Raw genomic sequence first — 16,658 nt, forward strand, 5'->3', positions numbered from 1 at the left:
GGCGCCCTCGTCCCGCGCAGGGCCTGCACCACAGGCCCTGCGGTGTTTCACGTACGGGCAAGCACCGATGCTGCGTATGCGGGCTCTGGGCATGATCGTGTTGCACTGCAGCAAAATAACCATCATGTCTTCCCACGTGCTTGATCGCCGAACCTTGTTGAGCCTTCTGGGGCTGGCTCCTCTTTGGTCGCTCCCTGTGCTCGGCTCGGCCGAGCTGCTGACGATTGCCGTGGGCGGCCAGGGCCTGCTGTACTACCTGCCGCTGGTGATTGCGCAGCAGCTGGGTTATTTCGAGGCCGAAGGCCTGGCCGTGCGCATTGAGGACTATCCAGGCGGATCGCAGTCGCTGCAGGCCCTGGAGTCGGGCGCCGCCGATGTCTGCGCGGGCGCCTATGAACACACGCTTCTTGCCCAGCAGCGCGGCAGCCAGCTGCGGGCCTTCGTCGTGCAGGGGCGTGCACCCCAGATCGCGCTGGGCGTGGCTGCGCGCTGGATGCCGCGCTACCAGACGCTGGCCGATCTGCGCGGGCGGCGCGTGGGTGTTTCCTCGCTGGGCGCATCCACGGCCCGGGCCATGCAGCTGATGCTGCTGGGCGATGGCCTGGATCCCGCTGCGGTGCAACTGGTGGGCGTGGGCTCGGGGCCCGATGCCATGGAGGCGCTGCGCACCGGGCGTGTGCATGCGCTGTGCCATGCGGACCCGCTGATGAGCGTGCTGGAGGACAAGGGCGCCGTGCGCATCGTGCGGGACCTGCGTGATCTGCGCAGCAGCGCGCAGTTGTACGGCGGCTCCATGCCCTCGGGCACGCTGTATGCGACACAGGCCTTCTTGCGCAGGAACCCGGCCAAGGCCCAGGCGCTCAGCAACGCCATGGTGCGCTCGCTCAAGTGGCTGCAGACTGCCGCGCCCATGGATGTGCTGCGGGCCGTGCCTGCGCCCTATCTGCTGGGCTCCCGGCGCGCCTATCTGTCGGCCTTCGAGCACATGCGCACCACGATTTCGCCCGATGGGATGATGCCCGATGACGGGCCCGCCACGGCCCTGCGTGCGCTGGTCCGGCTCGACCCTGCGCTGGCGCGCGGCGGCATTGACCTGGAGCGCTCGTACACCAACGAATTCGTGCGCCAGTCCCGCCAGCGCTTTCACACCTGAGCCCGGCGGCCGCACGCAAAAAAGCCCGCGAAAGCGGGCTCCGTGAAGCGGGTGCCAGAGGGATTCCTCAGCGCTTTTTCACCTTGGATGGCTTGCCTCCGCGCTGTGCCGTGGTGACGGCCGTCTTGGCGTTGCGGTTTTGCGGCTGAACGGCCACCTTGCGTGCGGTTCCCGTGGACTTGGCTGCGCGGGCGTTGCCGCCGCTGCTGGCGCGTACCGGCAGATAGGCCACCAGCGACTGGCCTGCATGCAGCGTGGCCGAGGACTTCAGGTCATTCCAGTCCGCCAGGTTGGACACGCTGACGCCGTAGCGGTTGGCCACGCTGATCAGCGTGTCGCGCTTGCGTGCCTTGATGGTGGTGCGGCGCGTGATGATCTCGGGGGCAAAGCTGATCTGGCCGTTGTCGGCCACGTGGCCAGCCACGTCGGCACGCACGTTGGCGCCGCGCGGCACCATGAGCGCGGAGCCGGCCTTGATCAGCATGCGCGGCGGAATGTTGTTGAGGGCGCGCAGGTCGGACTCGCCCAGACCCACGCGCTGGGCTGCCTCGGCCACGCTGATGGTGGAGGGCACGGTCCAGACGGTCCAGCTCGCGTACTGGCCTTCGTCAAAGGCCTGCATGTTGCGGCGAAACACCTTGGCGTTGTCCCAGGGCAGCAGGATCTCCGGCGTGCCGGCCGCAAAGATCACCGGCTTGCGAAAGCTGGGATTCAGCGCCTTGAAGTCCTCGGTCGATACGTCGGCCAGCTTGGCCACCAGTTCCACGTCGATGTCGCGGGTGATGGTGACGGTCTGGAAGTAGGGGTGGTTTTCGATCACCGGCAGCTCGGTGTTGAACGCATCGGGGTTGGCCACGATGTTCTTGACGGCCTGCAGCTTGGGCACGTACATGCGGGTCTCGGCCGGCATCTGCAGGTCGGTGTAGCCCGTGGGCAGCCCCAGCTTCTCGTTGCGCTTGATGGCGCGGCCCACGCTGCCTTCGCCCCAGTTGTAGGCGGCCAGGGCCAGGTGCCAGTCGCCGAACATGTCATAGAGCTTTTGCAGGTAGTCCAGCGCGGCGCGCGTGGAGGCCAGCACGTCGCGGCGGTCGTCGCGGAAGGCGTTCTGCTTGAGGTCGAAATAGGTGCCGGTGGCCGGCATGAACTGCCACATGCCGGCCGCCTTGGCGGTGGAGACGGCCTGCGGGTTGAAGGCGCTCTCGATATAGGGCAGCAGCGCCAGCTCGGTGGGCATGTTGCGCCGCTCCAGTTCCTCGACGATGTGGAACAGGTATTTGCTGGAGCGCTCGGTCATGCGCTGTATGTAGTCGGGACGGCTGGCGTACCACTGCTCGCGGTCCTTGACCAGATCCTGGTCCAGGTCGGGCATGGCAAAGCCCTGGCGTATGCGTACCCACAGATCGCCCGTGGTCTCCAGCGAGGCCACGTCGCCGTTGCTGGCACTGCCTGTGCCCAGCGGGCTCAGCGGCCCTTTGGGATACATGGGGGAGTGCGGTGCGGGGCTGGGGGAGGTATCCGTCGTGCCGGCCAAGTCCGGGCCGCTGGTGGTGGCGCAGCCGGCAAGAACCAGCAGGCTGCCCAGCAGCAGGGTGTGTAGCAGTTTCATCAGAAGACGTTTTTCCATTGGCGCAGGCCGGCCAGCACGCTGGCTGGGTCCTGCTGTCTCACCTGTGCGTCGAAGCCTGCGGCGGCCGCGGCCACCGCGGATTCGCGCGTTCTCAGAAAGGGATTGATGGAGCGCTCGGTCTCCATCAGGGATGGCAGCGTGGGCCGACCGGCCTCGCGCAACGCCTGACAATGCCGCTGGTAGTGAGCCAGGGTTTCGTTGTTTGGTTCCACGGCCTGGGCAAAGCGCAGGTTGGACATTGTGTACTCATGTGCGCAGCACACCAGTGTATTGCCCGGCAGCGAGGCCAGATCGTCCAGCGATTGCTGCATCTGCTGCGCAGTGCCCTCGAACAGGCGGCCGCATCCCCCGGAAAACAGCGTGTCCCCGCAAAACAGCACGGGCTGTGCCTGTGCCGCCGTGCTGTAGAAGGCAATGTGGCCGCTGGTATGGCCTGGTACATCGATGACCTGCCAGGGGCCGCCCAGTGCCTGCACGGCATCGCCTCCCTGCACGCGCTGAACGGGTTCGGGCAACTGCTCGTAGGCAGGACCCCAGACCTGGGCGCCCGTGGCCTGGTGCAGCTGGGCCACGCCACCGACATGATCGGCATGGTGGTGGGTGACTAAAATGCCCTGCAGCTGCAGGCCCAGCCGGTGCAACGTGGCGAGCACGGGCGCTGCATCGCCGGGATCGACGACCAGGGCCTGCCCGGCGTCATGCAGCAGCCAGATGTAGTTGTCGGAAAAAGCAGGAATGGGCAACAGGTTCATGAGCAGCAAAATTATAGGGATGCATCACTGGACGCAATCTGCCCTCGGCCACTACCTGCTGGAATGGGAGCAGCAGCGCTGCGACGAGGCGGTGGCCGATATTTTCGGCTATCACAGCCTGCAGCTGGGCATGCCCATGCTCCAGGGGCTGCGTGCCAACCGCATGCCGCACCGCTGGCTGGCGCTGGATTCCACGCAGGATGCGGCGCCAGCGGACGGCGCCGCCCCGCTGGAGGTTCCCGTGGCGCTGCTGGCCGATCCCGCCGCGCTGCCATTTCCCGAGGCCAGCCTCGACCTGGTCGTGATGCCCCATACGCTGGAGACCTCGCCGGACCCGCATGCCGTGCTGCGCGAGGCGGCCAGGGTGCTGATGCCTGAAGGCCGCATCGTGGTGTGCGGACTCAATCCTGCCAGTTTGCTGGGCGTGCAGCGGCGTGCCGAGCGTGGCGTGTACCTGCCCGATGTGGGCTGGGGCGTGGGTTACTGGCGGCTGCGCGACTGGCTGCGATTGCTGGCCTTCGAGATCGAGGCCGTGCAATTCGGCTGTTATCGTCCCGCCGTGCAGACGGATCGCTGGCTGCGCCGTTGGCAGTTCATGGACCGCGTGGGACGGCTGGGCTGGCCCATGCTGGGCGGTGTGTACTGCGTGGTGGCCGTCAAGCGTGTGCCGGGTGCGCGCATGCTGGAGCCTGCCTGGCGCGGCCGCGCGGTCGTGTCGGGCGCCACGGTGCCGGTCGCCCGTCGCATGCAGGCACAGGCCGCGCCCGACGGTGATCTGCATTCCAACCGGCCTGGCGGCCGGGCCATTCATATCAAGGATTTTTTTTGAATCAAGTTGTTATCTATACGGACGGTGCCTGCAAGGGCAATCCGGGTCCTGGCGGCTGGGGCGTGGTGCTGGAGGCTGGCAGCGCCAGGAAGGAGCTGTTCGGCGGCGAGCTGAACACCACCAACAATCGCATGGAGATGATGGCCGTGATCGAGGCGCTGTCTGCGCTCAGGCGGCCCTGCGACGTGGTGCTCTACATCGACAGCCAGTACGTACTCAAGGGCATCACCGAGTGGATCCACGGCTGGAAGGCCAAGGGCTGGAAGACGGCCTCCAAGGAGCCCGTCAAGAACGTGGAGCTGTGGCAGCGGCTGGACGCCCTGGTGCAGGGTGGCGGGCACCGCATCGACTGGCGCTGGGTCAAGGGCCATGCGGGCGATCCCGGCAACGAGCGCGCCGACGCGCTGGCCAACATGGGCGTGGATCAGGCGCTGGGACGCTGAACGCCTTGTGCGGGACAGGTGCAATGCCTGTCCCTTGCTCCTCTTCCCGAGGACTACCTCAAACGCGGTAGATGAAAACCCCAGACACAGGACTCGATGGGTGCAGCTAATATTTCCATAAGTGGAAATTAATGCACGCCCTGCCAGGCATCTTCCGTGGTGTGGTGTTTGAAATTGCCACTTGTGGAATTTTTAAACCATCTCACGATGAAAGAGCCTTGCGATGAAATACAAAGCAATTGCCGCATTGGCGATGCTGGGCGGCGCGGGAGCGGCGCTTGCCCAGAGTTCGGTGACGCTGTACGGCAGCATGGACCTGACCATGCCCTGGATCAGCGATGTGCGAGGGAGCCGGCTCACGCGCATGGATTCGGCCATCTCCCAGCCTGACCTCTGGGGCCTGCGCGGCTCCGAGGACCTGGGGGGCGGCCTGAAGGCCTCGTTCCAGCTGGAAAACGGATTCCTCACGGACATCGGCTCGCCGATCTCGCCCACCAGCTACTTCAACCGGGCTTCCTGGGTGGGCCTGGACAGTGCTTCGCTGGGCACGCTGCGGCTGGGGCGCCAGGTCGATTTCACGGCCGGCACGCTGAGCCAATGGGGCAATGGCTACCAGCTCTACAACTTCTATCTGTACCACCCGGGCAACCTGGACGGCCTGTCCAGCCAGTTCCCCGTGGACAACTCCGTGGTCTACCTGACGCCGCGCATGGGCGGGATGCAGTTCGGCGCGCAGTATGGATTTGGCGAGGTGCCGGGCCGCTCGCAGGCCAACCGCACCTACAGCGTCATGGGCAGCTATTCCAGTGCCAAGCTCAATCTGGCCGTGGCCTACACCGATGCGCGTGGCCGTGCCTTCGATATCGCCGGGCGCACGGGCCTGGCGAACGCGCTGGGCCAGGACCTAGTGGCGGGCCGGCCGCTGGTGCTCGATACCTTCCAGGTGCTGGGCATCGGCGGCGGCTACCAGCTCGATGCGCTTCCGGTCCGGCTCAACGCGCTGCTCACGCGCTCCACGCTCAAGTACGGCGCAGCCTCCAGCCACATGAGCGCGCTCGACCTGGGCCTGGCCTGGCAGACCAGCCAGGCGGTGACCATCAACACCGGCTACTCCTTCAGCCGTTTCGAGCAGACGAAGTGGAACCAGGTCCACTTGGGCGCGCGCTACGCCTTCTCCAAGCGCACGCAGTTGCATGCCTCGGTCACGCACCAGCGCACCTCCGATGGCGTGGCGGCGATGAATTCCGTGGGCGTTGCCAGCGGGCGCACGCAGACCGTGATTGCGGCAGGCATACACCACTCGTTCTGAGAGGCATGAGACATGCAGCCCGGTCGATGCGGGCGCATTGGAGACCCCACGATGAAATTCACCCTCAATTCCCGAAGCGTGGCCTTTGACGGCGACGGGCAGACCCCCTTGCTGTGGGTGCTGCGTGACCACTTCAAGCTGCCGGGCACCAAGTTCGGCTGCGGCATCAGCATGTGCGGGGCCTGCACGGTCCATGTCGATGGCGAGCCCGTGCGTTCCTGCGTGCTGCCCGTCTCGACGGTGGGCGGCAAGGCGGTAACGACCATCGAAGGACTGTCCAGCAACCGCTCCCACCCCATCCAGAAGGCCTGGATGGACAAGGACGTGCCGCAGTGCGGCTACTGCCAGTCCGGCATGGTCATGGCCGCTGCCGCACTGCTCAAGGCCCATCCGCAGCCCACCGATGCGCAGATCGACGAGGCCATGACCAATCTGTGCCGCTGCGCCACCTACCACCGCATCCGGGAGGCCATCCATGCCGCAGCGTCCAAGCAATGAACGGGGCCGCGTGGCCGATTCGGCCATCTCGCTGCGGCGCAGGCACCTGCTCCAGAGCGCTGCTGCGCTGCTGGTGGCCCCTGCTGTCGGCAGCCTGCTGATTCCGCTGGCGCAGGCCGCGCCGCCGGCAGCCGGTGCGGCGGCGGCAGCAGCCATCGGCGACTGGGTCTGGATCGAGCCTTCGGGCCAGGTGGTGATCGGCGTTTCGCAGTGCGAGGTCGGCCAGGGCATCTACACAGGCCTGCCCCAGGTGCTGGCCGATGAACTGGATGCCGACTGGGCCAGCGTGACCGTGCGCTTCGTCACGGGGCGCGATGCCTACCGCAACGATGCGGGCGAGATGCCGTTCCAGCAGTTCGTGGGTGCCTCCATGTCCATGAACTATTTCTATGAACGCATGCGCCTGGCCGGCGCCCAGGCGCGCGATGTGCTGCTGCGCGCCGGCGCAAGCCGTCTGGGTGTGCGTGCCTCCCAGTGCATGACGCGTGCCGGCCGCGTGCTGCACCCCGCGACGGGCCGCAGCGTGGGCTATGGCGAGATCGTGGCCGATGCCTCCAGGCTGCCCCTGGCCGCGCGGCCGCGCATGAAGTCGGCTTCCGAGCAGGGCCTGATCGGCCGCAACCTGCGCCGTGTGGATACGCCTTCCAAGGTCGACGGCAGCGCGGTGTTCGGCATCGATGTCGAGGTGCCCGGCATGCTGATCGGCGCCGTGCGCATGGCGCCCAGCGTGACGGGGCGCATCGTGCGCATCCGCAACGAGGCAGAGGTGCGCGCGCGCCCCGGCGTGCATGCCGTCGTGCGCACCACGCAGTGGCCCGACCCCGAGCCCAGCACCGTGGTCGTGGTGGCCGATTCGTACTGGATTGCCAAGCAGGCTGCCGATGCGCTGGACATCGAATTCGACGCCGGCGCGGCGGCAGCCTTGGACAGCGAGCGCATCCATGCGCAGTTCGTCGCAGGCTTGTCGAACGACAAGGCCGTCGTTGCCCGCAGTCTGGGCAAGCCGCGTGAAGTGCTGGCGGCCGGCAAGACCATCACGGCCGACTACCACTCGCCCTACATCACGCACGCCACCATGGAGCCGCTGGCCGCCACCGTGCATGTGCGCGACGGCGAGGTCGAGACCTGGGGGCCCTACCAGGGCCAGGACTTCCTGCGCGGCGAACTCGGCAAGGCCTGCGGCGTGCCTGCAGACAAGGTGATCGTGCACACCACGTTCCTGGGCGGCAGCTTCGGGCGCAAATACATGCCCGACTTCGCACTGCATGCGGCGGCGGCATCCAAGGCCGTAGGCCGGCCCGTCAAGGTCATCCGCTCGCGCGAGGACGACATACGGCATTCCTACTACCGGCCCGGCGCATCGGGGCGCTTGAGCGCCGTGCTCGGCGCCGACGGCATGCCGGCCGCTCTGCATGCGCGCATCTCGGGCCAGTCGCTGTACGGGGCCATCAACCCCAAGAAGATGGCCGATGCCGGCGGCTGGGACGAGACCATGGTCGAGTCCATCTACGACCTGATCTACGGCGTGCCCAACCTGCTGGTGGATGCCGTGGACGTGCAGCAGCCCATACCGCTGAGCTACCTGCGCAGCGTGGGCACCACGTCCAGCGTGTTCTTCCTGGAAAGCTTCATCAGCGAGCTGGCCCACACCGCAGGCGTGGACGACTACCAGTACCGGCGCCGCCTGCTGGCCGGCCAGCCGCTGGCGCTGGGCGTGCTGGATGCGGCGGCGCGCGCCGCGCGCTGGGAGCAGCCCGCGCCGGCAGGCCTGCACCGCGCCATGACCTTCAACGTCTACACGGGGCGGGGCGAGAGCTTCCAGACCTTCGTCGCACTGGTCATGGAATTGCGTGTTGTGCAAGGCCGCGTGCGGCTGGAGCGTGCCATCTGCGCCATTGATGCGGGCCGCGTGGTCAATCCGGGCCTGGTCAAGGCCAATGTGGAAGGCGGCATCGGCTTTGCGCTGACCAACACCTTCAAGAGCCGGCTGGACTTCGACAAGGGCGCGGTACAGCAAAGCAACTTCCACGACTACCCGCTGCTGCAACTGTCCGAAATGCCCCGCGTGGAGGTGGTCCTGGTCGAAAGCGACCGGCCGCCCCAGGGCTGCGGCGAAGTGGCCTTGGGCCCCACGGCGCCTGCCGTGGCCACGGCCATGTTCCATGCCACGGGCCGCCGGTTCCGCTCCATGCCGCTGCCGCAGGACATCGCGTCCACCTGATCACCACCCCAACCCCGGCTTTTTTTGAGAAAAGGAATTTCATGCAAGTCGAACACATCACCCCGTGCATAGGATCGGAGATCTACGGCATCGATCTCTCGGACCCGGCGCAGGTGCATGACCATGCGGACGCGCTGCGCAAGCTGCTGGCCGAGCGCCAGGTCATCTTCTTCCGCGACCAGACGCTGGACCCTGCGCAGCAGGTGCGCGTGGCCCAGGTGTTCGGCAAGGTCGAGCCCGTGTCCTCCACCTTTCCCTCGCACCCGGACGATCCCCATGTCGAGCTGCTGATCAGCCAGGGCACGCGCACCGGCACCGACATCTGGCATGCCGACCTGACCTGGCAGACCAAGCCGCCCGCCGGTGCCTGCCTCTACGCCGTGGACGTGCCGCCCACGGGCGGCGACACCATGTGGGCCAGCATGACCACGGCCTTCGCCTCGCTGGCGCCCGAGCTGCAGGCCTATCTGCGCACGCTGCGCGCCACCCACAACTGGGAGGCGCCGGCCCTGAGGCAAAGCCTGATGCGCCGCGATCCCTCGGGCGAGGCCTATCGCGCCACGCGCCTCAAGCATCCGCCGCTGGAGCAGCCCGTGGTCCTGGTGCACCCGGTGACCTGCCTGCCCGTGGCCTTTGTGAACTCGCTCTACACCACGCACATTGAGGGCGTCACCAGCGACGAGAGCGCGGCGCTGATCGCCATGCTCAGCGGCCTGGCCAAGGTGCCTGAATGGCAGGTGCGCTTTCGCTGGCGCAAGGGCTCGGTGGCCATCTGGGACAACCTGGCCACGCAGCATTACGCGGTCAACGACTACCACCCCGCAGCGCGGCGCATGCACCGCGTGGCGATACGCCAGGCGTGAGCCCGGCCCCGGCCTTTGCTGAAAATGACAAAACCCACGATGAAAGCCCACCCCATGAAAGCGAAACGCAAAACGCTTGCCCTAGGCATGGCCCTGGCCATGGCCCTGCTGGCCGGTCCTGCCCAGGCGCAGGCCTATCCCCACAAGCCCGTCACCATCGTCGTGGCCTATCCCGCAGGCGGTGACACCGATGCGCTGGCGCGCCTGCTGGGCGAGAAGCTGTCGGCCCGCATCGGACAGTCGGTGCTTGTGGACAACCGCGCAGGCGCCAGCGGCACCATCGGCAGCAGCTATGTGGCCAAGGCGCCGGCCGATGGCTATACGCTGCTGCTGGCGCCCAATACCTTTGCCATGGCCCAGCTGGTGCTCAAGCTGGGCGCAGGCCACGGATATGACGTGCTCAACGGATTCACGCCCGTGATCGAGGTCGGCTCCACATCGCTGTTCCTTGTCGCCGGACCCGGCGCGGGCGTGCGCACGCTCAAGGAGGCCGTATCCGCGAGCCAGGGCCGTTCGCTGGGCTACGCCACCCCGGGCAATGGCTCGCCCATGCACTTTCTGGGCGAGATGGTCCGGCGCGCCACGGGCGCCCGCTTCGAGTCCATCCCCTACAAGGGGGTGGCGCCTGCGGTCACGGACGTGGTGGGCGGCCATGTGCCCTTCACCTACAGCACGCTGGGCTCCATCGCGCCCTACCTGCCCGGCGGCAAGCTCGTGGCGCTGGCCGTGGCCGACGCCCAGCGCTCGCCGCTGGCGCCTGACGTGCCCACGCTGGCCGAGCTGGGCTACAAGGACGTGGAGCTGACGGCCTGGTATGGCCTGTTCGGCCCCAGGAACATGCCTGCCGACGTGGTCAGGCTGCTGAATACGCACCTGAACGAGGTCCTCAAGATGCCCGACGTGGTGGCACGCATGGCCACGCTGGGAACCGTCCCTGTGGGCGGCCCGCCGCAGCGCCTGGGCAAGACCAATGCCAGCGACTTCGAGCGCTTCGGGCGGCTGGTCAAGGAGCTGGGCATACAGTCCGACTGAGGGCGGCGCACCGGACGAAAGGAGGGAGCAGCGGGCGCCGGCGCAAGTCAATCCGGGTGGTGGCCCGGGTGTGGTGGGTGGTCTTGCGCCGGCGCATCCTGCCTGATGCGCTCGGCCAGCAGGTGGGACATGAAGCGCAGATAGTGCTCGACCTGCTGGTCTGCCTGCGGCCCTTCCCCGAACAGTTCGGCCAGCAGCGGCCGTGCCGTGGGCAGGAAGGCCGAAATGCTGAGGATGGCCAGGTGGATGAAGCGCGGGTCCACCTGTGCCGGGTGGCTGGCCTGCGCTCCGTCCATCAGCATGGTCGAGGTCAGCTCCAGCCCGCGCCGCGTGATGCGCTGCAGCGGCGTGCCCGAGGGCGGAGGCTCTTCTTCGCTTTCATAGTGGTAGATCTCGGACAGCGCCAGCCGCTCGAACTGCGGGTGCTCGCGCATGAAATCCAGCCGCAGCAGCAGGCGCTGGTAGACGCGCTCTTCCACCGTGCCCTGCGTCCTGAGCGCCACTTCCATGCGGTTTTGCAACTCGCGCATCAGGGACTCCGTCACTTCCTGCAGCAGTCCCTTGAGGCTGCTGAAGTAGTAGCGCACCAGCGCCCGCGTGACGCCGGCCGCCGCCGCGATTTCCAGAATGCTCAGTTGCTCCGGCGTGCGGGTCTTGAGCAGGTTGACCGTGGTCTGCAGGATGATGTCCCGGCCGACGGCATCGTCAGCCAGCGGGCGGCCGCTGTTGCGGCGGGGCTTCTTGGGCGCGGAATCGGCAGGCTTCTTTTGGGACGGCATGCGGGCCATTGTCGGCGATACACAGGCAGCGGCTGCGCCGCAAGTGTCAGGGCTGGGCGGTGATGCGGGCCAGCGCGTCCTCGATCTCGCGGGCCTGCTGGGGCCGCACCAGCCTTTGCACCTCCTGCCCGTCACGCAGAAAGACCAGGGTGGGCCAGAGCTTGACGCGGTAGCTGCGTCCCAGGGCCCTGCCGGGGCCGTCTTCCACCTTGATGTGGGCCACCTGCGGGGCGGCATCCAGCGCCTGGGCAATCAGCGGTTGCGCGCGCTGGCAGTGGCCGCACCAGGCGGTGCCGAACTCCAGCAAGGTAGCGCCGGGCAGCGCTTCGACGGTGCTGCGATCGGGGGCGTCGGTCAGGTGCTTGGACTGGAAGGGCATGGGGCAATCTCCTGTCAGGGAAAGGCCTGCAGCGGCAGGATGGACACGGTTTCGCCGGCTTGCACGGCAGCGCGCTCATGTTCGAGCACGATGAGGCAGTCGGCCCCGGCCATGGAACTGAGTACGCCCGAGCCCTGCGGCCCCGTGGTGCGCACCATGCAGCGGCCATCGGCGCCCTTGGACAGAATGCCGCGCTGGTACTCGGTGCGGCCTGGCCGCTTGAACAGGGCCTGCGCAGCCACAGCCTGGGGCAGGGCGGCCGGTTCACCGTCCACGGCGGCGGCGCCCATGAGCTGCAGCAGCGCCGGCCGTACAAAGACCAGAAAGCTCACCATGGCAGCCACGGGATTGCCGGGCAGGCCGATCAGTACCGTGGTGCGTGCCGGTGGCCGGCTGGCGGCAAATGGCGTGCCTGCATCGGGCTGCAACAGGCCCACGGCCAGCGGCCGGCCGGGCCGCATGGCCAAGCGCCAGAAATGAACGCTGCCCATGCGTTGCAGCATGGCGCGCGTATGGTCGGCCTCGCCCGCGCTGATGCCGCCGCTGGTCAGCACCACGTCGGCCAGGGAGGCGGCTTCGCGCAGGCGCTCCTGCAAGGCTTCGGGCTGGTCGGCCACCACGCCCAGGTCCAGCACCTTGACGCCCATGCGCTGCAGCAGGCCGATGAGGCTGAAGCGGTTGCTGTCGTAGACCGCCCCTTCGCGCAGCGCCGTGCCGGGGTGCAGGATTTCATCGCCCGTGGAGAAATAGGCCACGCGCAGCCGCCTGCGAACATGCACCTGAGACTGGCCCAGGCTGGCGATCAGGCCCAGGGCTGCCGGATGCAGGCGCTGGCCCGCCGCCAGCGCCACGCAGCCCTGGCTCAGATCCTCGCCGCGCCTGCGGCGGTTGTCTCCGGTGCGCACGCTGCCGGCGGGGATGCGTACATGGTCGGGCGAGGCCGCATCGGCGGGCTCGGTGCGTTCGTGCGCGATCACCGTGTCCAGACCGGGCGGCAGCACGGCGCCCGTCATGATCTTGATGCACTCGCCCGCCCGCACCGTGCCATGCCAGGGCTTGCCGGCCAGGGCCTGGCCGACCACGCGCAGCACCAGCGGGGCGCCGGCCTGCAGCTGGTTGCCGTCGAAGGCATAGCCATCCATGGCGGCGTTGTCATGTGCGGGCACGTCGATGGGGGAGACGATGTCTTCGGCCAGCATGCGGTCCAGCGCGTCGGCCAGCGCCAGTGTTTCCACATCCGCCACCGGGCCCAGGGGCTGCAGCAGGCTGGCCAGCTGGGACAGTGCCTGATCAACGCTCAGGTCCTGGGCGGAGGCGATGGGGGCGGAGGCGGGCTGGAAGGTGGCGGTCATCAGAACGGAATCCGGTGGGGCAAGGCCGGTCACGGCGGCGTCACGGGCACACAGGCCGCGGCCTGCGCCAGGGCCTGCAGCTCCTGCTGCGTGTTGGCGTTGGCAAAGGCCAGCGGGCTGTCGTCCGCGCGATCGAAGAGGGCGGTGGCGCAGCGGTGCTGGCCCGTCCAGGCATCGATCTTGCGGCCGCCCGAACGTATGAAGGACTGCAGGCTATCACGCAGCGATGACCGCATCAGGCAGAACACGGGCTGGGCACGCAGCCTGGATTGATCTGTATCAAGCGAGCGTTCCCAGCCATGGGCGACGACGATGTCGGCCGCAGGCTGCTGCGCCAGCGCAGCCTGCGCGAGCCGCTGTACAAGGTCCAGGGGGAACAGCGGCGTGTCGCAGGGCACGCAGACCAGCCAGGGTGTCTGGCAATGGGTGAGGCCGCTCAGAAAGCCGGCCAGCGGGCCGGGGTAGTCGGGTTCGGCATCGGGCCAGACCGGGGCGCCATAGAGGGCGCCCAGTTGCGCATAGGCCTCGGCATGGCGATTGGCGTTGAGCATCAGATGCCCGACCTGGGGCGCAAGGCGGTCCAGCGCATGGGCTGCCAGCGGCTGGCCCAGAAAGGGCTGCAGGCCCTTGTCGATGCCGCCCATGCGCATGCCGCGCCCGCCTGCCAGCACGCAGCCCGTGATGTCGCTCAAGGGCAGGGTGTCGGGCAGGGAGGAAACGGGCATGTGTGGCTTGTGATGGAGAAACCGAGGGGAAGGGGAAAGGGAGCCGCGCGCGACGCGCGGGCTCAGCCGCCGATGTAGCTCATCTCTATGCGCCTGCGCTGCGTGTCCGTGCTGGACGGCAGGCTGGCGCGCAGTTCGGAATAGCGGTCGGTGCGCTGCTGCCAGATGGGGGCCAGCGCGGCTGCCACTTCCTCGTCGCTGGCGCCGCTGCGCAGCAGGCTGCGCAGGTCCCAGCCTTCGGAGGCGAACAGGCACAGGTACAGCCGGCCCTCGGTGGACAGGCGCGCACGGTTGCAGTCGCCGCAAAAGGCGTGGGTGACGCTGCTGATCACGCCGACCTCGCCCAGCGAGGGATCGTGCAGGCCCTGCGCATCGGCATATCCCCAGCGCACGGCGGTCTCGCCCAGGCTGCTGGCCTGCAGCGGCACCAGGGGCAGCTCGGCGCGCAGCCGGGCGATGACTTCGTCGGAGGGCAGGACCTCGTTCATGCGCCAGCCGTTGGTCGCGCCCACGTCCATGTATTCGATGAAGCGCAAGGTCACGCCCGTGCCCTGGAAGTGGCGCGCCATGGGCAGGATCTGGTCCTCGTTGGTGCCGCGCTTGACCACCATGTTGACCTTGATGTTGCCCAGGCCTGCCGCCTGGGCCGCCTCGATGCCGGCCAGCACGTCGGAGACCGGGAAGTCCACGTCGTTCATGCTGCGGAACACCGCGTCGTCCAGCCCGTCCAGGCTGACGGTGACGCGGTTCAGGCCGGCCGCCTTGAGCGCCCGGGCCTTGCGCGCCAGCAGCGAGCCGTTGGTGGTCAGCGTCAGGTCCAGCGGATGGCCGTCGGGCGTGCGCAGGGCAGACAGCTGCTCCACCAGCGTTTCCACGTTCTTGCGCAGCAGCGGCTCGCCGCCGGTCAGGCGGATCTTGCGCACGCCATGCTGCACGAACAGGCGGGCCGTGCGCGTGATCTCCTCGAAGCTCAGCAGCGAGCCGTGCGGCAGGTAGCGGTAGTTCTTGTCGAAGACTTCCTTGGGCATGCAGTAGCTGCAGCGGAAGTTGCAGCGGTCGGTGATGCTGATGCGCAGGTCGCGCAGCGGCCGGCCAAGCCTGTCACGCAGATCGCCGGTGGGCGCCTGCAGCAGTCTTGGCACGGTGGCCGGGCGAGTCGGGGCGCGCTCGTCGACCAGGGGGATCACTCGTTCTGCCATGCCCGCGATTTTGCCCGAATGCCTATGTCCAGGCTCTGCGCAAGCCTGCAGATCTTGATCTGCGTCTAGACGCAGCGCGCTCCGTCCACCTCGATGCAGGTGCCGCTGATGAAGGCCGCCTCGTCGCTGGCCAGATACAGCGCGGCATTGGCCACGTCCAGCGCCGTGGAAAAGCGGCCCAGCGGAATCGTCGCGCGAAAGCGCGCGCGGCGCTCCTCGTCCACGGGGCCGCCGGCAAACTCGGCGGCCAGGCCTGTGTCGGGGTTGAAGACGGGGTTGATGCAGTTGACGCGGATGTTCTCCGGGCCCAGTTCCGCGGCCATGGACTTGCTGGTCACGATGACGGCGCCCTTGGAGCCGTTGTACCAGGTCAGCCCCGGGCGCGGGCGCAGGCCTGCCGTGGAGGCGATGTTGATGAAGCTGCCGCCGCCGGGGCGGCCATCGGCCATCGGCGGATTGGCGCGCATGGCCGGCACGCCGTGGATGGCCGAGAGATAAATGCTCTTGACGTTGATGGCATAGACCCGGTCGAACTCGGCCTCGCTGACTTCGAGCATGGGACGGTTGCGGTGCGTCCAGCCTGCGTTGTTGACGAAGACATCGAGCCGGCCGTGGGCCTGCAGCGTGGCGGCCACCAGGGCCTTGACCTGTTCGCCCTGCGTCATGTCCGCCTGCACATAGAGCGCGCGGCCGCCCACGGCGTTGATGGCCTGTGCCACGCGCGTGCCGGCCTCGCGGTCGATGTCGTTGACGACGATATGCGCGCCTTCGGCGGCCAGCCGCATGGCGATGCCGGCTCCTATGCCGCTGCCGGCGCCTGTGACGATGATGGATTTGTCCTGGACACGCATCGGGCTTTGCTCCTCGGTCGGGGGTCAGGCCCCTGGGTTTCGGTGGTTGCTGTGGTCGCCGGGGTCGGGGCCACGCCGTCTGTGCCAGGCTGCCAGCCCACGAACTGCGGGTAGTAGCGCGCCACGCCGGGGCCATTGAAGTCCCAGCCCAGGCATTGGCCCAGGTGGCGTGGCGGCTGGTTGGGGTCGGCATCGCCAAAGACGCCGGGCACGGACTGGAAGGCGGCCGTGGCCATGTTGAACAGCAGCTCGCGCAGATGCGTGCAGCTGGCCACGCCGCCCAGGTTCTCGTTGATGGCTTTGCGCCATCCGCGCGCCATGCTGCAGCCGACCATTTTCTGCAGGGCCCGCGTGGCCTCGGGGCAGTGGCCCAGCGGATGGGAGTCCATGACGACCTCGATGGCCTGCACCGCCAGGCGGGCATCGACCGTGGTGCGTATCCACATGTGGTGTATGGCCGTGCCGGCCGGCATGTGGCGGCCGCCGCTCAGTTCGATGTCATGGGTCTTGCTGTCGCGCAGCTCGCCTTCGATGTCCCAGAGGCCATCGGCGCGGGCGTAGCTGCGGTAGCGCACGTCGCGTTCATGCTGGGGCGTGCGGTCGGGAACGGGAGACAAGGGCATGGGGAATTCTTCTTTCTGTCGCG

17 protein-coding genes are annotated in these 16,658 nt (G+C 67.9%); 8 read left to right on the top strand and 9 right to left on the bottom strand.

Annotated elements, in window-relative coordinates; translation table 11 throughout:
- Positions 1-67 precede the first annotated feature (67 nt).
- Positions 68-1,153 (top strand): ABC transporter substrate-binding protein, encoded by a 1,086-nt coding sequence (locus ACF8NF_RS18230; protein WP_016447445.1) that lies wholly within the window; start codon positions 68-70, stop codon positions 1,151-1,153.
- Positions 1,154-1,220: 67 nt separating this feature from the next.
- Here ACF8NF_RS18230 and ACF8NF_RS18235 read toward each other — a convergent pair whose 3' ends face one another.
- Positions 1,221-2,759, bottom strand: coding sequence for a transglycosylase SLT domain-containing protein (locus tag ACF8NF_RS18235; protein ID WP_154833864.1), 1,539 nt, complete (start codon positions 2,757-2,759; stop codon positions 1,221-1,223).
- On the bottom strand, positions 2,759-3,532 hold the full coding sequence (gene gloB, locus ACF8NF_RS18240; RefSeq protein ID WP_016447443.1) for a hydroxyacylglutathione hydrolase: 774 nt from the start codon (positions 3,530-3,532) through the stop codon (positions 2,759-2,761). Before gloB ends, ACF8NF_RS18235 begins: the two co-directional genes overlap by 1 nt.
- 19 nt (positions 3,533-3,551) lie before the next feature.
- Between gloB and ACF8NF_RS18245 the strand changes: the two genes are divergently transcribed.
- The 7 genes from ACF8NF_RS18245 (at position 3,552) to ACF8NF_RS18275 (ending at position 10,727) form a co-directional block, all read left to right on the top strand.
- Entirely contained in the window at positions 3,552-4,361 is an 810-nt protein-coding gene (locus ACF8NF_RS18245; protein ID WP_160855587.1) for a class I SAM-dependent methyltransferase, read from the top strand.
- Positions 4,358-4,804 carry a ribonuclease HI gene (gene rnhA, locus ACF8NF_RS18250; protein WP_016447441.1) on the top strand — a complete coding sequence of 149 codons (447 nt, stop codon included), beginning with the start codon at positions 4,358-4,360 and terminating at the stop codon, positions 4,802-4,804. The genes ACF8NF_RS18245 and rnhA overlap by 4 nt, the downstream gene beginning before the upstream one ends.
- A 223-nt stretch (positions 4,805-5,027) precedes the next feature.
- Positions 5,028-6,113 (top strand): porin, encoded by a 1,086-nt coding sequence (locus ACF8NF_RS18255; RefSeq protein WP_026062163.1) that lies wholly within the window; start codon positions 5,028-5,030, stop codon positions 6,111-6,113.
- A gap of 51 nt (positions 6,114-6,164) precedes the next feature.
- Entirely contained in the window at positions 6,165-6,611 is a 447-nt protein-coding gene (locus tag ACF8NF_RS18260; RefSeq protein WP_017404538.1) for a (2Fe-2S)-binding protein, read from the top strand.
- Positions 6,589-8,832, top strand: coding sequence for a molybdopterin cofactor-binding domain-containing protein (locus tag ACF8NF_RS18265; RefSeq protein WP_392451010.1), 2,244 nt, complete (start codon positions 6,589-6,591; stop codon positions 8,830-8,832). The genes ACF8NF_RS18260 and ACF8NF_RS18265 overlap by 23 nt, the downstream gene beginning before the upstream one ends.
- 41 nt (positions 8,833-8,873) lie before the next feature.
- Entirely contained in the window at positions 8,874-9,695 is an 822-nt protein-coding gene (locus ACF8NF_RS18270; RefSeq protein WP_016451352.1) for a TauD/TfdA family dioxygenase, read from the top strand.
- A 54-nt stretch (positions 9,696-9,749) separates the two neighbouring features.
- On the top strand, positions 9,750-10,727 hold the full coding sequence (locus ACF8NF_RS18275) for a tripartite tricarboxylate transporter substrate binding protein (RefSeq protein WP_026062757.1): 978 nt from the start codon (positions 9,750-9,752) through the stop codon (positions 10,725-10,727).
- 47 nt (positions 10,728-10,774) lie between these two features.
- Here the strand turns inward: ACF8NF_RS18275 and ACF8NF_RS18280 are convergent, their stop codons facing one another.
- The 7 genes from ACF8NF_RS18280 to ACF8NF_RS18310 all read right to left on the bottom strand — a co-directional run bounded on the left by ACF8NF_RS18280 (position 10,775) and on the right by ACF8NF_RS18310 (position 16,635).
- Positions 10,775-11,506 (bottom strand): TetR/AcrR family transcriptional regulator, encoded by a 732-nt coding sequence (locus ACF8NF_RS18280; RefSeq protein WP_223275354.1) that lies wholly within the window; start codon positions 11,504-11,506, stop codon positions 10,775-10,777.
- A gap of 46 nt (positions 11,507-11,552) precedes the next feature.
- Entirely contained in the window at positions 11,553-11,885 is a 333-nt protein-coding gene (locus ACF8NF_RS18285) for a thioredoxin family protein (RefSeq protein ID WP_016451353.1), read from the bottom strand.
- A 14-nt stretch (positions 11,886-11,899) separates the two neighbouring features.
- Positions 11,900-13,237 (bottom strand): gephyrin-like molybdotransferase Glp, encoded by a 1,338-nt coding sequence (gene glp / locus ACF8NF_RS18290; RefSeq protein ID WP_392451011.1) that lies wholly within the window; start codon positions 13,235-13,237, stop codon positions 11,900-11,902.
- A gap of 29 nt (positions 13,238-13,266) precedes the next feature.
- The gene (gene mobA / locus ACF8NF_RS18295) at positions 13,267-13,962 is read right to left on the bottom strand and encodes a molybdenum cofactor guanylyltransferase MobA (protein WP_392451012.1); all 696 of its coding nucleotides are present in this window, start codon (positions 13,960-13,962) and stop codon (positions 13,267-13,269) included.
- Positions 13,963-14,024: 62 nt separating this feature from the next.
- On the bottom strand, positions 14,025-15,161 hold the full coding sequence (moaA, locus tag ACF8NF_RS18300; RefSeq protein ID WP_016447431.1) for a GTP 3',8-cyclase MoaA: 1,137 nt from the start codon (positions 15,159-15,161) through the stop codon (positions 14,025-14,027).
- 65 nt (positions 15,162-15,226) lie between these two features.
- Positions 15,227-16,012, bottom strand: coding sequence for an SDR family oxidoreductase (locus tag ACF8NF_RS18305; protein WP_016447430.1), 786 nt, complete (start codon positions 16,010-16,012; stop codon positions 15,227-15,229).
- Positions 15,961-16,635: a DUF2889 domain-containing protein gene (locus ACF8NF_RS18310; protein ID WP_392451013.1), complete on the bottom strand. Its 675-nt coding sequence runs from the start codon at positions 16,633-16,635 to the stop codon at positions 15,961-15,963. The genes ACF8NF_RS18305 and ACF8NF_RS18310 overlap by 52 nt, the downstream gene beginning before the upstream one ends.
- Positions 16,636-16,658: the final 23 nt, after the last annotated feature.

It is taken from the genome of Delftia sp. WSY_22 (assembly GCF_043104185.1).
Taxonomy (GTDB): domain Bacteria; phylum Pseudomonadota; class Gammaproteobacteria; order Burkholderiales; family Burkholderiaceae_C; genus Comamonas; species Comamonas tsuruhatensis.